This window comes from Flavobacterium hibisci, from assembly GCF_020026925.1.
Taxonomy (GTDB): Bacteria; Bacteroidota; Bacteroidia; order Flavobacteriales; family Flavobacteriaceae; genus Flavobacterium; species Flavobacterium hibisci.
The window spans coordinates 275,023-296,944 of sequence record NZ_JAIQDW010000003.1 but is presented as its reverse complement, the minus strand read 5'-3'; the positions used below and the strand labels follow the sequence as shown (position 1 = coordinate 296,944).

18 protein-coding genes and 1 riboswitch are annotated in these 21,922 nt (G+C 35.0%); of the genes, 11 read left to right on the top strand and 7 right to left on the bottom strand.

Annotation, left to right across the window (positions count from 1 at the left end; translation table 11 throughout):
- Positions 1 to 11: 11 nt before the first annotated feature.
- Positions 12 to 3,062 (bottom strand): TAT-variant-translocated molybdopterin oxidoreductase, encoded by a 3,051-nt coding sequence (locus tag K8B81_RS05285; protein ID WP_223679586.1) that lies wholly within the window; start codon positions 3,060 to 3,062, stop codon positions 12 to 14.
- A 32-nt stretch (positions 3,063 to 3,094) separates the two neighbouring features.
- On the bottom strand, positions 3,095 to 4,426 hold the full coding sequence (locus tag K8B81_RS05280) for a c-type cytochrome (RefSeq protein WP_223679582.1): 1,332 nt from the start codon (positions 4,424 to 4,426) through the stop codon (positions 3,095 to 3,097).
- 219 nt (positions 4,427 to 4,645) lie between these two features.
- Here K8B81_RS05280 and K8B81_RS05275 point away from each other — a divergent pair, with 219 nt between their 5' ends.
- A complete protein-coding gene (locus tag K8B81_RS05275; RefSeq protein WP_223679580.1) occupies positions 4,646 to 5,035 on the top strand; it encodes an SPOR domain-containing protein in 390 nt (129 codons plus the stop codon).
- Between the two features lie 212 nt (positions 5,036 to 5,247).
- On the opposite strand, the gene infB is transcribed toward K8B81_RS05275, so the two are convergent.
- The 4 genes from infB to K8B81_RS05255 all read right to left on the bottom strand — a co-directional run bounded on the left by infB (position 5,248) and on the right by K8B81_RS05255 (position 11,292).
- Positions 5,248 to 8,100 carry a translation initiation factor IF-2 gene (gene infB / locus K8B81_RS05270; protein ID WP_223679577.1) on the bottom strand — a complete coding sequence of 951 codons (2,853 nt, stop codon included), beginning with the start codon at positions 8,098 to 8,100 and terminating at the stop codon, positions 5,248 to 5,250.
- Positions 8,101 to 8,150: 50 nt separating this feature from the next.
- The gene (gene nusA, locus K8B81_RS05265) at positions 8,151 to 9,404 is read right to left on the bottom strand and encodes a transcription termination factor NusA (protein ID WP_025572262.1); all 1,254 of its coding nucleotides are present in this window, start codon (positions 9,402 to 9,404) and stop codon (positions 8,151 to 8,153) included.
- A 14-nt stretch (positions 9,405 to 9,418) separates the two neighbouring features.
- The gene (rimP, locus tag K8B81_RS05260; RefSeq protein WP_223679574.1) at positions 9,419 to 9,883 is read right to left on the bottom strand and encodes a ribosome assembly cofactor RimP; all 465 of its coding nucleotides are present in this window, start codon (positions 9,881 to 9,883) and stop codon (positions 9,419 to 9,421) included.
- Positions 9,884 to 10,263: 380 nt separating this feature from the next.
- Positions 10,264 to 11,292 (bottom strand): LacI family DNA-binding transcriptional regulator, encoded by a 1,029-nt coding sequence (locus tag K8B81_RS05255; protein WP_223679572.1) that lies wholly within the window; start codon positions 11,290 to 11,292, stop codon positions 10,264 to 10,266.
- 320 nt (positions 11,293 to 11,612) lie between these two features.
- Between K8B81_RS05255 and rplM the strand changes: the two genes are divergently transcribed.
- From rplM to tsf, 4 genes are all read left to right on the top strand, one after another.
- Positions 11,613 to 12,068, top strand: a complete 456-nt coding sequence (gene rplM, locus K8B81_RS05250; protein ID WP_025572266.1) for a 50S ribosomal protein L13 — start codon at positions 11,613 to 11,615, stop codon at positions 12,066 to 12,068.
- On the top strand, positions 12,068 to 12,454 hold the full coding sequence (rpsI, locus tag K8B81_RS05245; protein ID WP_025572268.1) for a 30S ribosomal protein S9: 387 nt from the start codon (positions 12,068 to 12,070) through the stop codon (positions 12,452 to 12,454). The genes rplM and rpsI overlap by 1 nt, the downstream gene beginning before the upstream one ends.
- A gap of 176 nt (positions 12,455 to 12,630) precedes the next feature.
- Positions 12,631 to 13,404 carry a 30S ribosomal protein S2 gene (rpsB, locus tag K8B81_RS05240; RefSeq protein WP_025572269.1) on the top strand — a complete coding sequence of 258 codons (774 nt, stop codon included), beginning with the start codon at positions 12,631 to 12,633 and terminating at the stop codon, positions 13,402 to 13,404.
- Positions 13,405 to 13,542: 138 nt separating this feature from the next.
- A complete protein-coding gene (gene tsf, locus K8B81_RS05235) occupies positions 13,543 to 14,505 on the top strand; it encodes a translation elongation factor Ts (RefSeq protein ID WP_025572271.1) in 963 nt (320 codons plus the stop codon).
- A gap of 100 nt (positions 14,506 to 14,605) precedes the next feature.
- On the opposite strand, the gene K8B81_RS05230 is transcribed toward tsf, so the two are convergent.
- Positions 14,606 to 16,726 (bottom strand): M3 family metallopeptidase, encoded by a 2,121-nt coding sequence (locus tag K8B81_RS05230; RefSeq protein WP_223679570.1) that lies wholly within the window; start codon positions 16,724 to 16,726, stop codon positions 14,606 to 14,608.
- A gap of 178 nt (positions 16,727 to 16,904) precedes the next feature.
- On the opposite strand from K8B81_RS05230, the gene K8B81_RS05225 reads away from it, so the two are divergent.
- From K8B81_RS05225 to thiC, 6 genes are all read left to right on the top strand, one after another.
- Positions 16,905 to 17,567 carry a queuosine precursor transporter gene (locus K8B81_RS05225; RefSeq protein ID WP_223679567.1) on the top strand — a complete coding sequence of 221 codons (663 nt, stop codon included), beginning with the start codon at positions 16,905 to 16,907 and terminating at the stop codon, positions 17,565 to 17,567.
- A 15-nt stretch (positions 17,568 to 17,582) separates the two neighbouring features.
- The gene (locus K8B81_RS05220) at positions 17,583 to 18,260 is read left to right on the top strand and encodes a hypothetical protein (protein WP_223679565.1); all 678 of its coding nucleotides are present in this window, start codon (positions 17,583 to 17,585) and stop codon (positions 18,258 to 18,260) included.
- Positions 18,261 to 18,387: 127 nt separating this feature from the next.
- The gene (locus K8B81_RS05215; protein WP_223679563.1) at positions 18,388 to 18,828 is read left to right on the top strand and encodes a lipocalin-like domain-containing protein; all 441 of its coding nucleotides are present in this window, start codon (positions 18,388 to 18,390) and stop codon (positions 18,826 to 18,828) included.
- 72 nt (positions 18,829 to 18,900) lie between these two features.
- Entirely contained in the window at positions 18,901 to 19,461 is a 561-nt protein-coding gene (locus K8B81_RS05210; RefSeq protein WP_223679560.1) for a DNA-3-methyladenine glycosylase I, read from the top strand.
- Between the two features lie 114 nt (positions 19,462 to 19,575).
- Positions 19,576 to 19,672, top strand: a riboswitch (TPP riboswitch).
- Positions 19,673 to 19,757: 85 nt separating this feature from the next.
- Positions 19,758 to 19,964 (top strand): sulfur carrier protein ThiS, encoded by a 207-nt coding sequence (thiS, locus tag K8B81_RS05205; RefSeq protein ID WP_223679551.1) that lies wholly within the window; start codon positions 19,758 to 19,760, stop codon positions 19,962 to 19,964.
- Positions 19,965 to 20,078: 114 nt separating this feature from the next.
- Positions 20,079 to 21,902, top strand: a complete 1,824-nt coding sequence (gene thiC / locus K8B81_RS05200; protein WP_223679550.1) for a phosphomethylpyrimidine synthase ThiC — start codon at positions 20,079 to 20,081, stop codon at positions 21,900 to 21,902.
- Positions 21,903 to 21,922 lie beyond the last annotated feature (20 nt).

The window sequence follows — 21,922 nt, the reverse complement described above, 5'->3', positions numbered from 1 at the left end:
TAATAATTTTACTAAGTATTTCTAACTTTAACATGGTAAACCACATTAGGTTTTGTACCTACATGCTCTAATAAGTGGTATGATCTTTCGTCAGCAGCTAATTTAGCAACTTTACTTTCTTTATCATTTACATCACCAAATATCATCGCCCCTGAAGAACAAGCACTAGAACAAGCTGTTTGGAATTCTCCATCTCTAACTGGACGGCCTTCATTTTTAGCTTTTAATTTAGTAGCCTGTGTCATTTGGATACACATAGAACATTTTTCCATAACACCACGAGAACGTACGTTAACGTCAGGATTTAATACCATACGGCCTAAATCATCGTTCATATGATAATCGAACTCAGTGTTTTTGTTGTATAAGAACCAGTTAAAACGACGTACTTTATATGGACAGTTGTTTGCACAGTAACGAGTACCAACACATCTGTTGTAAGCCATATGGTTTTGACCTTCACGGCCGTGAGAAGTTGCAGCAACCGGACAAACTGTTTCACAAGGTGCGTGATTACAGTGTTGACACATTACAGGCTGGAAAGCAACTTGAGGATTGTCTCCTGCTTTTTCCATTTCATTAAATGTAGATAATGAACTAGATAAACCAGCAATTCCTTCTTTTCTTTCGTTATCACCTTCAAAAGTACTTTCAGAAGAATAGTATCTATCAATACGCAACCAGTGCATATCACGACTTCTTCTTATCTCTGCTTTACCTACAACAGGAACGTTGTTTTCTGCATGACAAGCGATAACACAAGCTCCACATCCAGTACAAGCATTTAAGTCAATTGAAAGATTGAAGTGATGACCAGTTGTACGATCAAATGATTCCCAAAGATCTACAGTTGTAGCCTCAACTTCCTGGTGATCTAAAGATACCATTGGCTTTTCATTCCAATGCTCAGCATCTTTAGTATTGAATATTTCTAAAGTAGTTTCTTTAATGATATCTCCTCTACCCATTAAAGTTTTCTGGCCTTGAACACAAGCAAACTCATGAACTCCAGAGGCTTTAGCAATAGAAACTGACTGAACATTATTGAAACCTTTATATAAAGTGTAAGCATTTAAACCTACTTGCATTTCTTCTTTTAAAGCTGCTTTACGTCCGTACCCAAGAGCTAGACCTACAGTTCCAACTGCTTGTCCTGGCTGAACGATTACTGGAACGTTTTCTAATTTAACTCCATCAACAGTAATAGTAGCATAACTACCATTTAAACCTCCGTTTGCAACAATTTCGTTTGACAAACCAAGTTTTTTAGCATCTACATTAGAAACTGTAACGTAATTATCCCAAGAAACTCTTGTAATTGGATCTGGAAACTCTTGCAACCAAGGGTTGTTAGCATGCTGCCCGTCTCCTAATCCTGTTTTAGTGTATAACACTAATTCAAAATCACCAGCAGATTTAGATTTTGCAACAGCATTTGCAGCAGAAGCAGCATCAATAGCACCTCCTGATAATGCTGCAGCTCCAACTATTGCTACACCATCATGTAATACTTTATTCCAAGAAGCACCTGAAGTGTAAGCCCCAGAATTTACTTTTAGGTAGTCATAAAAAGTACCTGCTGTGCCATTTATTGACAATAAAACATCTTGAAATTGTTTTGTGTTAAAAATAGGACGAATCGTTGGCTGAGTCAAGCTGTAAGTTCCACTTGTTAACTCAAGATCTCCCCAAGACTCTAAGTAGTGAGGAGCTGGCGCAGCAATTGAAACAATTGATGCAGTTTCATCTTCTTTTAATGAAAAAGAAACAGACGTTTTAACTTTTTTCAATCCAGATACAAAAGCAGCTGAATCAGCTAAAGTATAAACAGGATTAACTCCACTCATAATTAAAGTATGAATACTTCCAGCATTCAAATCTTTAATTAACTGTGCAACAGCCACGTTAGAACCTTTTCTAATTTGTCTTGCCCCAGCAGTAGTAAAAGCCTCACTAGCTAATACCTGATTAATAGCTAAAACTAGTAATTGAGCATTTTTATCTTCAATTCCTGATACTAAAACTCCTTTTGAACCAGCAGCTTTAAGTTGCTGAGCAGCTTTAACTACTTCTACTTTAAATTTCTCATCTAAAGAAACAGGAACAGAAGCACCTGCAATAATATTATAAATTTGAACTAAAGCTTGCTTTTGAGCAGCTACAGTCATTGGAACTCGCTTATCAGCTGCAGCTCCAGACAATGTCATATTTGATTCAAACTGGAAGTGACGAGACATTTTTCCGTTTTGAGGAATACGCCCTTGCGCATATCCTGTATCATATCCCCCACCTTGCCAGTCTCCTAAGAAATCAGCACCAACAGATACGATTAATGAAGCTTTTGAAAAATCGTAATCAACTAAAGCTCTTTGACCGTAAACAGCTTCAAAAGCATCTAAAGCTTCAGATGATGAAACTGCATCATATACAACGTGCTTAGCGTTTGGATTTTTTGCAATAAACTCAGCAATTAATTTCTCTGTAGAAGGACTAGCTAAAGTATTAGTCAACAATACTACTTGTCCACCTTTTGCTTTAGCATCTGCTAAACTAGATTTAATTTTTAAATCAACTGCTGACCAGGTAGAATCTTTACCATCTACTTTAGGCTCTTTTAAACGCGTACTATCATATAATCCTAAAATAGAAGCATGAATTCTTGCGTTAGCTGCAAATTTAGCACCAGCAATTGTATTGTTTTCAATTTTAATTGGACGACCCTCACGAGTTTTAACCAAAAGATTAGCAAAATCAAAACCATCAAAAACGGTAGTTGCATAATAATCTGCAACACCAGGAATGATTTGTTCCGGTTGTAATACATAAGGGATAGACTTGTGAACAGGACCTTCGCATGCAGCCAATGTAACAGCTGCTGTACTAAACCCTACGTACTTTAAAAAGTCACGACGTGAAGTTCCAGATGTAGATAAAGCATCAGCGTTACCCAAAAACTCATCAGTAGGAATCTCTTCAACAAACTCGTTATTTCTAAGCGCCTCAACAATAGAGCTATTTTCTAGCTCCTCAACACTTTTCCAGTATTTTTTGTTTGATGACATTGTATATATATATTAAAATCTTAATAAATCGATTAATAGTGGCATTTACCACACTCTAAACCTCCCATTTGCGCTGCAGTTAATTTCTCTACACCGTATTTTTTAGAAAGCTCAGCATGAATTTTGTCATAATAAGCATTACCCTCCATCTTAACATCAGTTTTTCTATGGCAATCAACACACCATCCCATTGTTAATTTAGAGTATTGCTTCATAATTTCAAATTCCTGTACTGGCCCGTGACAAGTTTGACATTCAATACCTGCAACAGAAACGTGTTGAGAGTGATTGAAGTAAACAAAATCAGGCAAGTTATGAATACGTACCCATTTAACAGGCTGTGTTTTTCCGGTATAAACCTGTTTAGTTTTATCCCACCCAACAGCATCATATAATTTTTGGATCTGAGCATCATAGAATGCTTTACTGTATTCAGCAGTAGCCGTTGTTTCAGCAACCTCAGAAATATTTTTATGACAGTTCATACAAACATTTAACGAAGGAATACCAGCATTTTTACTTACACGAGCAGCAGAGTGACAATATTTACAATTAATCTCGTTATCGCCAGCGTGAATTTTATGAGAGTAATGAATTGGCTGAATTGGCTCATAATTCTGATCTACACCTACCTGCATTAAGTAACCATAAACAAAATAACCACTAGCCAAAAGCAAGAAAATTGCAGTTACTAAAACCAAGAATTGGTTTCTAGCGAAAGCTTTCCAGATTGGAAGCCTTACTTCTTTTGGAGCAACCTCAATACCATTTTTATTTGCAACTTTAGTTAAAACCTTGTTCACCATAAACAACATCACAACTAAAATAGCCATTACAAGAGCAAGAGCTCCTAAAATAATATTGTTTGAAATTCCACCACCTTCAACTTTCTGCCCAGGAGGAACAGTTCCAGGAGCTGTAGCAGGTTCAGCTTTTACTTCAGAAGTATAAGCAATAATATTATCAATATCTCCTTCAGACAATTGAGGAAAAGAAGTCATTACTGACTTATTATTCTCTTCAAAAAGTTTAACTGCAACAGGATCACCTGACTTAATCATGTCAGAACTGTTATGCACCCACTTGTAAATCCAAGCCATATCATGCTTAGCAGCAACCCCACGTAAAGCTGGACCAGTTGATTTAGCATCTAATTTGTGACATGCAGCGCAATTTGCATTAAAAAGTTCTTTCCCTTTTACCGGATCACCTCCAGATGCCGCAGCCGGAGCAGCAGCAGCTTCAGTCGCCGCAGGAGCTGCAGCAGGATCTTGAGCAAATGAAGTTAGGGAGAAAATCAGCGATAGCGACAAGCTAAGCATCAATTTTCTTGAGATCGAATTATGGTTACCCACCTTTTTCATATAGTATAAAATTATCTACTAATTTTTTGGTATGATTTTTTCTGTAATTAATCAGTTAAATCTAATACCGCTTTTTTAAAACCTGCACAAAAATACAATTTAAGTACTATTCTCAAAACCTTAAAATAGTCTTAAATATCAATTTATATCAATTCTAAATAGCACAAACTTTTCACATATAAATTTTAAACATTATTTTTGTATAAAAACCATCACATTATGAGAATTTTAACCCCTTCAAAAAAGATTTTATTACTATTACCCATGCTTACTTTAACACTCAATATTAATGCTCAGGACCAAAACATTACTTTGAATCAAGATCCTAAATTTGAGCAATTACTAAATGATAAGCGTAAAATTAACACGTCAATTAGTACCAATGACACTTACAAAATTCAAATTTTCAGTGGCAAAAGTGAAGAAGCAAAAAAGACTTTATCTAATTTCAAAAGGGAATTTAACAACATTGACGGAACTATAATTTTTAATACTCCAAACTATAAAGTAGTCGTTGGGAATTTTAAAACAAGAATTGAAGCAGAACGAAATTTAGAAGAAATTAGAAAGAAATACAAAAGCGTATTCCTTATTAAACCAAGCAAATAAATTTTAGGCAAACTCAATATAAAAATACTTGTTATTTGTTTGTACCTTTAAAAGTTAAATTCTACAACATTAAAAAAGACTTTTGTTTTGATTAATTTTAAGTAGTTCTAAGCATTAAATATTAAAAACAGCAAAGAGTAACACATTAAATTTACAGTCATTTTAAAAGCAAAAAAGTCCCGATTAAATCGGGACTTTTTTGCTTTTAAATATTATTTCAATTTCTTTTTAATCGCAACCTCATGATATGCTTCAATAACATCTCTTTCTTCGATATCATTAAAACCTTTGATCTGAATACCGCAATCATATCCTTTTGTCACTTCTTTAACATCATCTTTAAAACGTTTCAATGCTACAAGTTCTCCTGTATGCACCACAACACCTTCTCTGATAACCCTAATTTTAGACGATCTTAAAATTTTGCCGTCAGTTACCATACAACCAGCAATAGAACCTACTTTGGAAATTTTGAAAATCTCACGAATTTCTGCTGTACCAAGAATTTCTTCTTTCATCTCAGGAGCTAACATTCCTTCCATAGCATCTTTCAAGTCGTCGATAGCGGCATAGATAATAGAATAATAACGGATATCTATTTCTTCTTTATCTGCAAGCTGTCTTGCATTTCCAGCAGGTCGAACATTAAATCCGATAATAATAGCATCTGAAGCAGAAGCTAAGTTAACATCAGTTTCCGTAATTGCCCCAACCCCTTTGTGTATAATATTAATCTGGACTTCTTCTGTGGAAAGTTTAGAGAATGAGTCAGATAATGCCTCAACTGATCCATCAACGTCACCTTTAAGGATAACATTTAATTCTTTAAACTGACCAAGAGCAATACGACGTCCAATTTCATCAAGCGTAATATGTCTTTGAGTACGCACTGATTGCTCTCGCATTAACTGAGAACGTTTAGATGCAATTTGTTTTGCTTCTTTTTCGTCTTCAAACACATTGAATTTATCTCCAGCCGTAGCAGCTCCATCAAGACCTAAAACAGATACTGGAGTCGAAGGCCCAGCTTCTTTTACATTATGTCCACGCTCATCATGCATGGCTTTAATTTTACCATGATGTTTACCTGCCAACATGTAATCTCCAATTTTAAGAGTTCCCTGCTGCACTAATATCGTAGAAACATATCCTTTTCCTTTGTCCAGAAAAGCCTCAACAACAGTTCCCTGAGCAGCCTTATTTGGATTTGCTTTTAAATCAAGAATTTCAGCTTCTAACAATACTTTTTCCAGCAATTCCTTTACTCCTGTTCCTACTTTAGCAGAAATATCATGGGATTGAATTTTTCCACCCCAGTCTTCAACAAGTAAATTCATACCAGCCAAACGCTCTTTGATTTTCTCAACATTAGCATTTGGTTTATCAATTTTGTTGATAGCGAATATAATTGGAACTCCCGCAGCTTGTGCGTGAGAGATTGCTTCTTTTGTTTGCGGCATGATATCATCATCGGCAGCTACTACAATAATTGCGATATCTGTAACCTGAGCTCCACGTGCACGCATCGCGGTAAACGCCTCGTGACCAGGAGTATCTAAAAACGCAATTTTCTGACCATTATCCAAAGTTACTCCGTAAGCTCCAATGTGCTGCGTAATACCTCCGGACTCACCAGCGATAACATTTTCTTTACGGATATAATCCAGTAAAGATGTTTTACCGTGGTCAACGTGCCCCATTACTGTTACAATTGGGGCTCTAACCACTAAATCTTCTTCCCTATCTTCAACTACCTCGATAGCTTCTTCGATATCAACTGTGATAAACTCAACTTCATAACCAAACTCGTCAGCTACGATAGTTAGAGTTTCAGCATCTAAACGTTGGTTCATGGTAACCATTATACCAAGCGACATACAAGTTCCAATAACCTTAGTAATTGGCACATCCATCATGATTGCAATTTCACCTACAGTAACAAACTCAGTCACTTTAATAGTCTTACTTCCTTCGTCAAGTGCTCTTTGCTCTTCATCAGATTTCTGACGATGCGTATCTCTTTTATCTCTTCTGTATTTAGCCGCTTTTGATTTTCCACCTTTACCTTGTAGCTTTTCAAGAGTTTCTCTAATTTGGTTTTTTACTTCCTCCTCAGTAGGCTCAACTTTAGCAACTATAGCCGGACGGTTTCCTTTCACAAAGCCAGGTCTCGCACTTCTATTAGCGTTAAAACCACCACCTGTGTTTGGCGTAATTTTATTAGGATTTGGTGTTCCCGAAACATTACCTGTAACTGTTTTTTGCACCCCAGAAGTACCTGGTTTAGGAGCAATTCTTTTACGCTTATTTTTATTAGCGTTATTATTTGCACCCGGAGTACCCGGTTTATTCGGCGTTATCTTTGGATCCTCTTTCTTTTTCTTAGGTTTATTAAATTGAGATAAATCAATTGTCTGACCTGTAAGAGTCGTTCCCGATAATTTTTGATATTGTGTAGTGATCGTTTCTTCTGCAGTTTCGGGATCAGTTGAAACAACTGGATCTTTTGCTGTTTTAGAAGTTTCAGCTTTTATTTCTTTTTTCTCAGTAATAATAGGATCTGCTTTGTCTGCAGTTACCAGACCATCAGTTTTACCATCTTCTTTTTGAATTGGTTTTTCAACTTCCTTGTGAGCAACAACTTTTGACTCCTCAGTCTTAACCGGTTCTTCTGAAGGAGTAGCAACAACTGTCTTTTTTGGGTTTAAATCAATCTTACCCACCTGAACAGGCCCCGTTACAACAGCCTTCGCTTTTATAATCTCCTGTTGTTTTTGACGTTCTTCGTCTTGTCTGCGTTTATCTTCGATTTCCTTTTCGCGCTCAACACGCAATGCTTCTTTTTCCTTTCTTTTCTCTTCCCCTACTTCTTTGGAAGCTTCCTTATTCCCCTTATCGCCCGCAAATTGTCTTTGAAGGATATTAAATTCACTGTCAGAAATTTTAGCGTTTGGATTTGCATCAATAGCAATCCCCTTATCTTTTAGATAATCAACAGCTCTTTCTAACGAAATATTTAATTCCCTTAAAACCTTGTTTATTCTTATTACTCTCTCTTCAGACATATAACCTTTTTATTATTACCTTTTTCGTTGTGTTGTTAGAGCAGATACAACTAGTTATCAAACTCTTCTTTTAGTATTTTCATAACATCCAGAATTGTTTCCTCTTCTAAATCGGTTCTTCTTACTAAATCTTCTACTTCCTGACTCAAAATACTTTTTGCTGTATCCAGACCTATTTTAGCAAACTCTTCAATTACCCAGTCTTCAATTTCATCTGAAAACTCTGATAATTCAACATCATCTTCATCTGCAATTGCACCGGCAACATCTCCTTCTCGAATTACATCTAACTCATAACCTGTTAACTGGCCTGCTAATTTAATATTATGACCTCCTCTACCAATTGCTTTAGAAACTTCTTCTAATTTCAAGAAAACTTCAGCTCTTTTATTTTCCTCATCAATTTTAACTGATGAAACTTTGGCAGGACTTAAAGCTCTTGTAATAAACAATTGAATATTATTTGTATAATTGATTACGTCAATATTTTCATTTCCTAACTCACGAACAATTCCATGAATACGAGACCCTTTCATACCAACACAAGCTCCAACAGGATCTATTCTGTCATCATATGAATCTACAGCTACTTTTGCTTTTTCACCAGGAATACGGACTACATTTTTAACTGTAATTAAACCATCGAATACTTCAGGAATTTCCTGTTCAAATAATTTTTCTAAAAACTTCTCAGAAGTTCTTGACATGATGATTTGAGGTTTATTTCCTTTTAATTCAACGCTTTCAATAATTCCCCTAACATTATCTCCTTTTCGGAAAAAGTCAGATGGAATTTGTTTTTCTTTCGGAAGCACAATTTCATTCCCTTCATCATCCACCAAAATTACAACTCTTGGTCTTACGTGATGCACTTCTGCTGTATAAATATCACCAATAATATCTTTAAATTGTTTATAAAGATTAGTATTATCGTGTTCGTGTATTTTAGAAATCAAGTTCTGGCGAAGCGCTAAGATAGCCCTTCTTCCTAAATCAATCAATTTTACCTCTTCAGAAACCTCTTCACCAATTTCAAAATCCGCTTCAATTTTTCTTGCTTCAGTAAGTGTAATTTCTTCATTTTCAAAGTCAAGATCCTCATCAGCAACAATTACTCTTCTTCTCCATATCTCCATATCTCCTTTATCAGGATTTATGATAATGTCGAAGTTATCATCTGAACCGTATTTTTTCTTCAATGCATTTCTAAACACGTCCTCTAAAATTGCCATAAGCGTTACACGATCAATAAGTTTATTATCTTTAAACTCTGAGAATGAATCGATTAATGCTAAATTTTCCATGCGAATTCTTTAAATTAAAATGTTACTGTAACAATTGCCTCTTTAATTTCTGTATAAGGTATTTGTTGCGTTTTTTGAACTGTTTCCTTTCCTTTTCCTATTTTCTTCGGTTCTCTTGCTTCCCAAGACAAAATTATAAAAACATCATTAGCTTCTACCAATTCTGCTTCAATTTTTTCACTATTTGTAGTAACAATCAATGTTCTACCAATATTTTTCTTGTATTGTCTTGTAAATTTCAGCGGTGAACCAACTCCAACAGACGCTACTTCAAGTGAAAAATCCTGTTCTTCACGATCCAGATTATTCTCTATTGCACGGCTGATATCAATACAATCCTGCAACGCAACGCCATTATCTCCGTCTAAACCAACACTAATTTTAAAAGAATCCGAAACAGCCAGATCAATCAAAAAGATCGATGGCTTTTCCAGAAGCGCTTCATTAATTAATGCGTTTACTTTTTCTTTAAATGTCATAATTTTATAAAAAGAGGGGACAATTAGTCCCCTCATTATTTAGATTTTAATAAATAACGGTGCAAATATAGTGTTTTTTTTATAAATCAAATAATTAGATTGCTCTAATAATATTACTTACCTTCAATTTAACACAAAAATTATTCAACTCAATTGCAATGACATTAATTTATAGAGAAAGAAATTACTAATTTCTCAAACAGCATTAAGCCAATATTGTCAGAATACACACTTACAACAGAACCGGTTTTACCATTTTTCAATAGCAGTATTAACTAACAACTGGCAAACCATACTAAAATCTATTATAAAACTTAAGAAACAGATAAAATAATAAAATAAAAAATCCAATTTAAAACTAAAATGGATTTCTCTCTTTTCTATTTAGACTTTCTGGTTGACTCTCTTTCTTTTAGTTTTGTCTTAATAACAATCGTTTCATAGTCAGAAGTTTCTCCTTCTTCTTCCTCCAGCCTTGAAATTAATCGTTTAGCAGCAACCTCCCCTATTTCAATTCCGTGCTGACTTACAGTCGTTAAGCTTGGGGACAAACGTCTTGATGCTAAAATTCCATCAGCAAACCCTATAATCGAAATATCTTCAGGTACCTTAAATCCTTTTTTCAGACTTACCCTTAAAGCTGCAACTGAATCATTTTCATCTAAAGCAAAAATCCCATCAATTTCATGATCGAAAATCGCTTCAATTTTACTTTTCATATCTTCTTCTGAATTGGTACGAAGGATTATTTTTTCGTTTACCGGAATATTATTATCCTTTAATGCTTTCAAATATCCATCAGCCCTAAGTTTTCCTACACTCAAGTTATCTACCGAAGAAATTAGGGCGATATTTTTACATCCTAAATTTATTAAATGTTGGGTTGAATTTAAAGCCGAATCAAAATCATCAACAACAACTTTATCACATTCTACTCCATAAGCAATTCTGTCAAACATTACAATTGGAGTTCCATCATTTATAATTTCGGTAAAATGAGCATAATCTTCTAATTTTTGAGCCTCCTGCGAAACCGAAAGAATAAAACCATCTATAGTTCCGTTACTCAGCATTTCGAGTGTATGAATTTCTTTTTCTAAAGACTCATTCGAGATACAAGTAATTACATTGTATCCTTTTTTATCGGCTACTTTCTCAATTCCACTAAAAACTTTCGCAAAAAAAGAATTTAATATATTAGGTATAATTACACCAATTGTTTTGGTTTTTCTATTCTTTAAATTCAGACCTATAACATTTGGCTTATAATTTTTGAGTTTTGCATACTCCTTTATCTTCACCTTGGTTTGCTCACTAATTTCAGGACTATCATTTAATGCCTTAGATACAGTAGAAACAGACACACCAAGTTCTTTCGCAATTTGTTTTAGAGTTGCTTTAGCTTTCATCCAATTGAATTTTTTATGTAATTGATACAAATATAACAGAATTACCTAAAATAAAACAAAAAAACACATGCCAGTATTTAAACTGGGAGATTCATTTCAAAACAAAACCATATCAGACTATAATTTTATAAAATCCTGTAAAATATCTTTAGTTTTCCCTTTATAATAATGTAAACTAAATTTTCAGGGATTTAATTCCTTAACTGACAGCCTGATTTTCAGTATTTAAAATATTCTTTTAAGGTATTTGGTTTTAAAATAATTAATTGTACTTTTGCATCCCCTTTATTGGGGATGGAATGTTTAATTAAAATAATATTATGGACGCATTAAGCTACAAAACAGTTTCAGCAAGCAAAGCCACTGTAACTAAAGAGTGGATTGTTGTTGACGCTGAAGGTCATAACTTAGGACGTCTTGCTTCAAAGGTTGCGATGATCTTAAGAGGTAAGTACAAGCCAAGTTACACACCGCACGTTGACTGTGGAGATAACGTAATTGTTATCAACTCAGAAAAAATTAACCTTACAGGTACAAAAATGAATGACAAAATTTACATGCGTCATACAGGTTACCCAGGAGGACAAAGAACTTTAACTGCTAAAGTATTGCAAGCAAAAAACCCTGCATTATTAGTAGAAAAAGCGGTAAAAGGTATGTTACCTAAAAACAAATTAGGAGCAGAACTTTTCAGAAATCTAAATGTTGTTGTAGGATCTGAGCACACTCATGGAGCTCAAAAACCTAGAACTGTTAACCTAAATGATCTTAAGTAATGGGAGTTATTCACAAAATCGGTAGAAGAAAAACCGCTGTTGCACGTGTTTATGTTTCTGAAGGAACTGGAAACATCACTGTAAACAAAAAAGAATTCGCAACTTACTTTCCAACTGCAACTTTACAATACAAAGTATTACAACCGCTTTCTATGACAGAAAACGCTAGTAACTTTGATGTAAAAGTAAACGTTTACGGAGGTGGTACAACTGGTCAGGCAGAAGCTGTAAGAATGGCATTAGCACGCGTAATGTGTGAAGTTAACGCTGAAAACAGAGGAATCCTTAAACCAGAAGGTTTATTAACAAGAGACCCAAGAATGGTTGAACGTAAGAAATTCGGTCAGAAGAAAGCTCGTAAGAGATTCCAGTTCTCTAAACGTTAATATTACCTGTCTTGTTCAGATGGAACAAGACATTATCAATTATTTATTGAAATTAAAAAACACAGTTATTGTTGCTCTCCTATCGAGGTAGGATATAGTTTAGCATCTAAATGTATGAAGCCTGGGAAACCGCCATTTATACATTGCTAATCAACAGAACGTAAACTAGTACAAAAATGGCAAACAAAATAGAAGTAAAAGAATTACTAGAAGCAGGTGTTCACTTCGGACACATGACTAGAAAATGGGATCCAAACATGGCTCCTTACATTTATATGGAGCGTAATGGTATTCACATTATCAATCTATATAAAACTGCAGCTAAAATTGAAGAAGCTAACGAAGCTTTGAAAAAAATCGCTGCATCAGGTAGAAAAATCTTATTCGTAGCTACCAAAAAACAAGCAAAAGACATCGTTGCTGAAAAAGCAAAAGCTGCAAACATGCCTTACATCACTGAAAGATGGCCAGGCGGAATGCTGACTAACTTCGTAACTATCAGAAAGGCAGTTAAAAAAATGTCTTCTATCGATAAAATGAAGAAAGATGGTACTTTCAACACTCTATCTAAAAAAGAGCGCTTACAAGTTGATCGTCTACGTGCTAAATTAGAGAAAAACTTAGGTTCAATTGCTGATATGTCTAGACTACCTGCAGCATTGTTCGTAGTAGATATCAAAGCTGAACACATCGCAATAAAAGAAGCTCAAAAATTAAACATTCCAGTTTTCGCAATGGTTGATACGAATTCTGACCCAAGAGAGGTTGATTACGTGATTCCTGCAAATGATGACGCTTCTAAATCAATTGACAAAATTTTATCTTTAGTAACTACTGCTGTAATCGAAGGTCTTTCTGACAGAGGTGCTGAAAAAGAAACTGAAGTTGCTGCTGAAGAAGAAGCTGCTCCTGCTGTTGAGGCTGAAGCTGCTCCTGCAACTGAAGAATAAATCAAACTTTAAATTCCAAATTTTAAATTCCAGATTCCAAATAAAAAATTAAAAACGTTATGTTGATAATTTAATAAAATTGGATTTTGGGATTTAGAATATGGAATTTTTACTTTTAACATTAAAATTCAAAATATTATGGCAACAATTACTGCTGCAGACGTAAATAAATTAAGACAATCTACAGGTGCCGGAATGATGGACTGTAAAAAAGCTTTAGTTGAAGCTGAAGGAGATTTCGATAAAGCGATACAAATCCTTAGAGAAAAAGGACAAAAAGTTGCTGCTAACCGTTCTGACCGTGAGTCTTCTGAAGGAGCTGCTGTTTCTTTTATCAATGCTGACCACACTAAAGGAGCTATCATCACTTTAAACTGTGAAACTGACTTCGTAGGTAAAAACGAAGCTTTCGTAACTTTAGCTAAAGATTTAGTTGAAAGAGCTATCAATTTCTCTTCTAAAGAAGAATTATTAGCTTCTGATTTCAACGGAATCACTGTTGCTGAGAAATTAATCGAGCAAACTGGTGTTATCGGTGAAAAAATCGAAATCGGTGGTTTTGAAATTTTAGAAGGTGCTTACGTTGGATCTTACGTTCACGTTAACAAAATTGCTGCTTTAACTGCAATTTCTGCTCCAGTTGCTAATGCAGAAACTTTAACGAAAGATATCTCTATGCAAGTTGCTTCTATGGGAGCTGATACATTATCTTACAAAGATTTTGATCCTGCGTTCGTTGAATCAGAACTTGCTGCTCGTATTGCTGTAATCGAAAAAGACAATGAAGAAGCAAAACGTTTAGGAAAAACTTTAAAAAATGTTCCTAAATACATCTCTTACTCTCAATTAACTCCTGAAGTTATCAAACAAGCTGAAGAAGATGCTAAAGCTGAATTAAAAGCTGAAGGAAAGCCAGAGCAAATCTGGGATAAAATTCTTCCAGGAAAAGTACAACGTTTTATTTCTGACAACACTACTTTAGATCAGGAGAAAGCTTTATTAGATCAAAACTTCATCAAAGATGACAGTAAAAAAGTTGGTGATTACGTAAAAGGATTCAATGTTGAAATTACAGGTTTCAAAAGAGTTACTTTAGGTTAATATATTATTTTTTCAATACAAAAAGCCCGAATATTTAGTTATTATTCGGGCTTTTGTCATTTATGAAATATAACACATCGATTAGACGTTTTCTGGTCATTTATTTTTTAGTTCCAGCAACCGGAAAATTTCTGGCACGCATTAACGCGTCAGACTTTGGGGCTCTACCCCTGAAATTTTCATACGCTTTCTCCTGATCAATTGTATTTCCAACACTGAAAACAGTATCATATAGACGTTTTGCCACTGCTTTATCATAAGGGCCTTTTCCTTCTGTAAAAGCTTCCCAGGCATCTGCATTAATAACGTCAGCCCATAAATAACTGTAATATCCTGCAGAATAACCATCTCCTGAAAAGATATGTCCAAATTGCGGAATACGGTGACGCATTACAATTTCTGAAGGCATATGAAGCGCATCTAAAGTTTCCTTCTCAAATTTCTTCGGATCGATTTTTTCTGTAGCCAAATGCAGTTTCATATCAACCAATGAACTGGAAATAGTTTCCACTGTTGAAAATCCTTCTCCAAAATTTGCTGCTCTTTCAATTCTTTCTACAAAAGATTTAGGCAATGGTGCACCTGTTTTATAATGGAGCGCAAATTTATTTAATACTTCCGGAGTTGCTAACCAATGTTCTAACAATTGAGATGGAAATTCAACATAATCTCGAGCTACAGAAGTCCCTGCCAAACTTGGATAAGTAACATTTGAACATAACCCGTGAAGCGCATGTCCAAACTCATGAAATAAAGTCGAAGCATCGTCCCATGAAATTAAAATAGCTTCATTTGGAGCACCTTTTACGAAGTTACAGTTATTAGACACGATTGTCAGAACCTCTCCATCTAATCTCTGCTGGTTACGATAAGCATTCATCCAGGCTCCTGAACGTTTCCCAGCACGTGCATAGGGATCAAAATACCATAAACCAACTGCTTTCCCCGTTAATTTATTACTTACTTCCCAAACACGAACATCCGGATGATAAACCGGCACATTGGCAACTTGCTTAAAATTCAAATTAAATAATTCACCGGCCACCCAAAACATTCCTTCTCTCAATTTTTCTAATTGTAAGTATGGTTTAACTTCGTTTTGATCTAAATCATACTTGGCTTTTCTAACTTTTTCAGCATAATAACGATAATCCCATGGCTGGATTTTAAACTTACCCCCTTCTGCATCTACGATTTTTTGCATTTCTGCTACATCTTCATGCACTTTTTCAACTGCAGGTTCCCAAACAGAAAGCATTAAGTCTAAAGTTTTTTGCGGATCTTTTGCCATTTTGTTTGACAAACTCCAATGAGCAAAAGTTGGATAACCCAGTAATTTCGCTTTTTTAGTTCGTAATTCTAAAATAGAAACTAAAGTCGCATTATTATCATTTGCGTTTCCATTATCACCGCGTTTTACAAAAATTTCGAATGCTTTTTCTCTTAAATCCCTGCGTGTCGAAAAAGTCAAAAACGGCTCAATGGAAGAACGTGTATTAGCAATACACCCCATAACATTCAGCTTTCTTTCTTTAGCCTCAGCAATAGCAGCTTTTTTTACCTCCTCGGGCAAACCATCAAAGTCATTTTCTGTTTTTAATTCTACATATTGATTCTGCTCTTCGGCCAATAAATTTTGACTAAAAAGAGTAAAAAGAGACGCTAATTCTTTATTTACAGCGGCTACTTTCTCTTTATCCGTTTTATTTAATTTTGCTCCCTGACGAACAAAATTTGTATAATACAACCAAATCAAACGCTGCTGTTCGCTGGTTAATTTTTTACTTTCCTTAGAATTATATAAGGTTTCAATTCTTGTAAAAAGTTTTTTATTCTGATTGATTTTATCACTAAATTCAGAAAATTTAGGCGACATTTCTCTGTCAATAACATTAAATTCAGGACTACTTAAGTTTGACCTGTAAATTCCGTAAACGGCAGAAATTCGATCTATAGTTTTACCAGAACGTTCCAAAGCTGCAATTGTATTATCAAAAGTTGGCGCTTTTGGATTATTTGCAATCGCATCAATTTCATTTAGTTTTTCCTGAATTGCAAACTGAATTGCAGGTTTAAAATCTGAAACTTGATATGCGTCAAAAGCAGGAACACCTCCATAGGGACCTTTCCACTCCTTCAGCAATGGATTCTCAGTATTAGTTTGTGCGTTTGACGCAAAAAAGCTTGTACTCATGAGAAAAATTGTGATTATTTTTTTCATTACATTAAAGAATTTGTTTTTCATCATTAAAACGATTATTGTTTCAAAAATAACTAAAACAAACTATATGCATAAAAATTTAACTTTTAGAAACTTAAAAACAAACATTCCAATTTTAACAAACCATTTTTAATTATAAAGAAATAGCTTAAATTTGAAAGATTATTTACAAATTTATATGTTTAAAACAAAAAAAGAAATTGTATTTGTAATTCTGGCAGGGATATTTATAACTAATGCCGTTGTAGCAGAGCTTATTGGAGGAAAATTAATTCAGATAGGGCCATTTGTAATGAGCATCGGGATTTTACCCTGGCCTATTGTTTTTCTGACAACGGATCTAATTAATGAATATTTTGGAGAAAAAGGAGTTAAAAAACTATCATTTATTACGTCTTGCTTAATCGCATATTCGTTTTTAATATTGTTTATGGCAATAGCAATTCCGGCAGCAAAAGGGATTAGTCCGGTTAATGATGAACAGTTTCAGGCAGTTTTTGGACAAAGTATGTGGATTATCGTTGGAAGTATTATCGCTTTTATGGTATCTCAGCTTATTGATGTTAGTGTCTTTTGGTTCTTTAAAAATCGTACCGGCGACAAAAAAATATGGCTCAGAACAACAGGCTCAACCATAATTTCACAATTATTTGATTCGTTTATTGTTCTCGGAATCGCATTTTATCTGCCCGGGAAAATTGATTTTGATACTTTTCTGTCTTCTGCATTAGTTGGCTATACTTTTAAGCTTTCAATTGCAATAGTTTTAACACCTTTAATTTATTTGGGTCATTATTTGATCAAAAAATATTTAAATGAGCACACATCTTTAGTCGATTAGGATTATCTTCACAACATGAAAAATGCAGGGATAATCATATTAATCTCACTATCTTACTTCTTTTTAAGCTGTGGCAATGATGCAAATAAACAGCTTAAAAAGGAATTGATTGTTTCTGTAAATAAATTAAATCCTGCTCCTGAAAAAAAGACCAAAACAGGTTCTTTAGAAAAGCCGGATATAAACTATTTCATTAAAAATTACAATCCCCATAAAAAAAATATTCTTTCACAAAGCAAAGATTCCGAAGACAAATCCGTAATACCAAACTTCTACACTGATACAGAAAATTCCGAAATCAACAGAAAGGAATCAAACAAGAATCTAATGACGTTTGATAATTTAAAAAAAATATTGTCGAATAGCGAAATCGGAGAAACTTTTACCCAAAAAGAACTGATTGATAATTTCGAGATTCCAAAAGAAGCTGTCAAAATAGTTAAAAGCATTACAAAAACCGCTGATGACGAAATAGCTGTAAAATGGAAATCGACATGGCTTCTGGAAAAAGTTTCCGATGCAAAATTCGAAGACGGCATTATGAAAATTATTTTCAAAGCCAATAAGTTATATACTTCCGGAACTGCAATCGGAATAAAATACGAAAAAAGAATCTACAACAATCTGGTTATAGTTGGAAGTTCAGCTTATATTCCGGGTGTAAAAGGATACAGCTGGCAAATTGGCAAATAAAAAACCTAACAATCAGTATTTTATAAAATTTAACAAAATAAAACATAATAAAAACCTGTTAAGACTTGCTTTTCTTTTAAAAACATCTAATTTTGCCATCTTAATTTAACAAATAAAATCAAACAAAATGAAAAAAATTACAATTCTTTTTTTGTCAGTATTGACATTAGGTTTATCAGTAGCATCTTGTAGTAGTGATGACGACAATGATGGGGGTTCAGCTTCTGTTGAAGGAAAGTGGGAACTTAGCCAAGAAGGAGCAATTGTCGGTGGTAAGGAAGTATTAGTAGACGCTGAGAATGGATCTTGTGGTAAAGCTACATATGAATTCACAAACGATGGTAAGGTAAAAGAAACAACTTATTATTCTAACGATGGAAAGTGTGAAGCTGAAACTGACAATGGGACATGGACAAAAAACGGAAATACATTAACAGTTAAATTTACTGGAGATACTCAAGGAGACTCTTATGAAATTGAAGTATCAAGTAATAAAATTAAATTGAAAGAAACTTACACAGAAGGTGGTCAATCTTATACTTATGTGTATGTATATGTAAAAAAATAATTTTAAAAAAAATAATTTTTAAAACCTCAAACATTACGTTTGAGGTTTTTTTATACCTTTAAAATAAAAATTTTGAAACTAATTCGTTGCAGCTGGTGTACTTCCAGCGATTTATACAAAAAATACCATGACGAAGAATGGGGCGTTCCGGTTTATGATGACCCTACTCTGTTCGAATTTTTAATTCTTGAAACTTTTCAGGCCGGATTAAGCTGGATTACGATTTTAAATAAAAGAGAGAATTTCAGAAATGCTTTTGACCATTTTGATTATAAAAAAGTAGCCCATTATTGTGAGGGCAAAATCGAAGAATTGATGCAAAATACCGGAATCATCCGCAATAAACTAAAAATTAAAGCCGCTGTTTCAAACGCTCAGGCTTTTATGAAAATTCAGGAAGAATTTGGAAGTTTCTCTGATTATATCTGGAAATTTACCGATGGAAAACCTATCATAAACCATCCCAAAACTTCAAAAGATGTTCCGGCTACCACTCCGCTTTCTGATGAAATCAGCAAAGATTTAAAAAAAAGAGGTTTTAAATTCGTAGGCTCAACCGTAGTTTATGCCCACATGCAAGCCACCGGAATGATCAATGATCATGCGGAAGATTGCTGGACGAGAACTAAATAAAAAGTTCTTTTGTTTCAGGCTTCAGGTTTCAGGTTTGCTATGCTGATCGCATAAAAACTGCCAAAAACTTTAACTTGAAACCTAAAACTTTAAACAAAAATTATCTATATTTGCTTCACACTTTAGGGGTGTCTGCATTGCGCAGGCTGAGATTTTACCCTCTGAACCTGATCTAGTTCATACTAGCGTAGGGAAAAGTAAGATGACTTCTTCACGCATTTCTATGCGTAATTGTAGCCATTCCTAAGGTTTAGATGCACTACTGTGCATTTCTACAGTAACTAAATCAAAAGGGAATGGAACTAAAAATCAACCAACAAATCAAACAATTCAATGCTGAATCGCTTAGCGTTCAGTCATTGCTCGATCTCGAAATTCCAAACAAACAAAACGGAATCGCTGTTGCCATTAACAATACCGTTGTTCCAAAAGTAAACTGGAGCCAGCATTTTGTATCCGAAACCGACGAAATCCTAATTATTTCAGCTACTCAGGGAGGATAAATTTTAAATCCAAAATTTTGAGATTCCAAATTCTAATTTGGGACTAGAAAAGACGCACAGCAGTGCGTCCCTACATTCACATCTTACATTTTTACAATATATAACTTACAGACTATGACAAACGAAGAACAAATATCCAGAACCCCGTTTCCAAATTCCAAAAAAGTATATATAGACGGCGAAATCCATCCCATTAAAGTGGCCATGCGCGAAATTCAGTTAAGCGATACCAAACTTTCAAATGGAGGAATCGAAAAAAACCCTCCCGTAACCGTTTATGACACATCAGGCGCTTATACCGATCCAAATATTGAAATAAATATTCGAAAAGGTTTGCCACGTTTAAGGGAACAATGGATTTTAGACCGAAATGACGTTGAAATCCTCAGAGAAATTACCTCAGATTACGGGCAAACGCGTTTGAAAGATGAAAGCCTAAATCACCTTCGTTTCGAATATTTACATCAGCCAAAACGCGCAAAAAAAGGCGCAAACGTAACACAGTTGTATTACGCAAAACAAGGAATCATCACACCTGAAATGGAATATATTGCCATTCGTGAAAACCAGCGCATCGAACTTTTAAACGAACAAACCAACGCGATGCAGTGTCAGCACGGTGGACATAGTTTTGGTGCCAATACACCAAAAAGTAAAATAACACCCGAATTTGTCCGCTCTGAAGTAGCCTGCGGAAGAGCCATTATTCCAAATAACATCAATCATCCTGAAAGCGAACCGATGATCGTTGGCCGTAACTTTTTGGTGAAAATCAATGCCAATATCGGAAACAGCGCTGTGACTTCGAGCATTGAAGAAGAAGTAGAAAAAGCTGTCTGGGCTTGCCGATGGGGAGCTGATACCATTATGGATCTTTCGACAGGAAAAAATATTCATGAAACCAGAGAATGGATTATCCGTAATTCCCCTGTGCCAATTGGTACAGTTCCGATTTATCAGGCACTGGAAAAAGTAAAAGGAATTGCAGAAGATTTAACCTGGGAAATTTTCAGAGACACTTTGATTGAACAGGCAGAACAGGGTGTTTCCTACTTTACAATTCATGCCGGAGTTTTACTTCGTTATATCCATTTAACGGCAAATCGTGTTACCGGAATCGTTTCCCGGGGCGGTTCGATTATGGCAAAATGGTGTTTATTTCATCATAAAGAAAACTTCCTTTACACCCATTTTGAAGAAATCTGCGAAATCATGAAACAATACGATGTGGCTTTTTCTCTTGGCGACGGATTGCGTCCGGGTTCGATTGCAGATGCAAATGACGCTGCACAGTTTGCTGAATTAGAAACACTTGGCGAATTGACAAAAATTGCCTGGAAACATGATGTTCAGGTTTTTATTGAAGGTCCTGGTCACGTTCCAATGCACATGATCAAAGAAAACATGGACAAACAGTTAGAGCATTGCCATGAAGCTCCGTTTTATACTCTTGGCCCATTAACAACTGATATCGCCCCGGGTTATGACCATATCACCTCAGCAATTGGTGCTGCGATGATTGGATGGTACGGCTGTGCTATGTTATGTTATGTAACGCCAAAAGAACATCTTGGTTTACCAAATAAAAAAGACGTAAAAGACGGCGTAATCACTTATAAAATTTCCGCCCACGCTGCCGATTTAGCAAAAGGGCATCCCGGAGCGCAATATCGTGACAATGCTTTGAGTAAAGCCCGTTTTGAATTCCGCTGGGAAGACCAGTTCAATTTGGCATTAGACCCGGATACAGCAAGGGAATTTCATGATGAAACGCTTCCGGCGGATGGTGCAAAAGTGGCTCATTTCTGTTCGATGTGCGGACCGAAATTCTGCTCCATGAAAATATCTCAGGAAATTCGTGATGTAGCTGCAGCAGAAAAAGGCATGCAGGAGAAATCAGAAGAGTTTATCGAACACGGAAAAGAGATTTACATATAATGTGAGATGATACTTGTAAA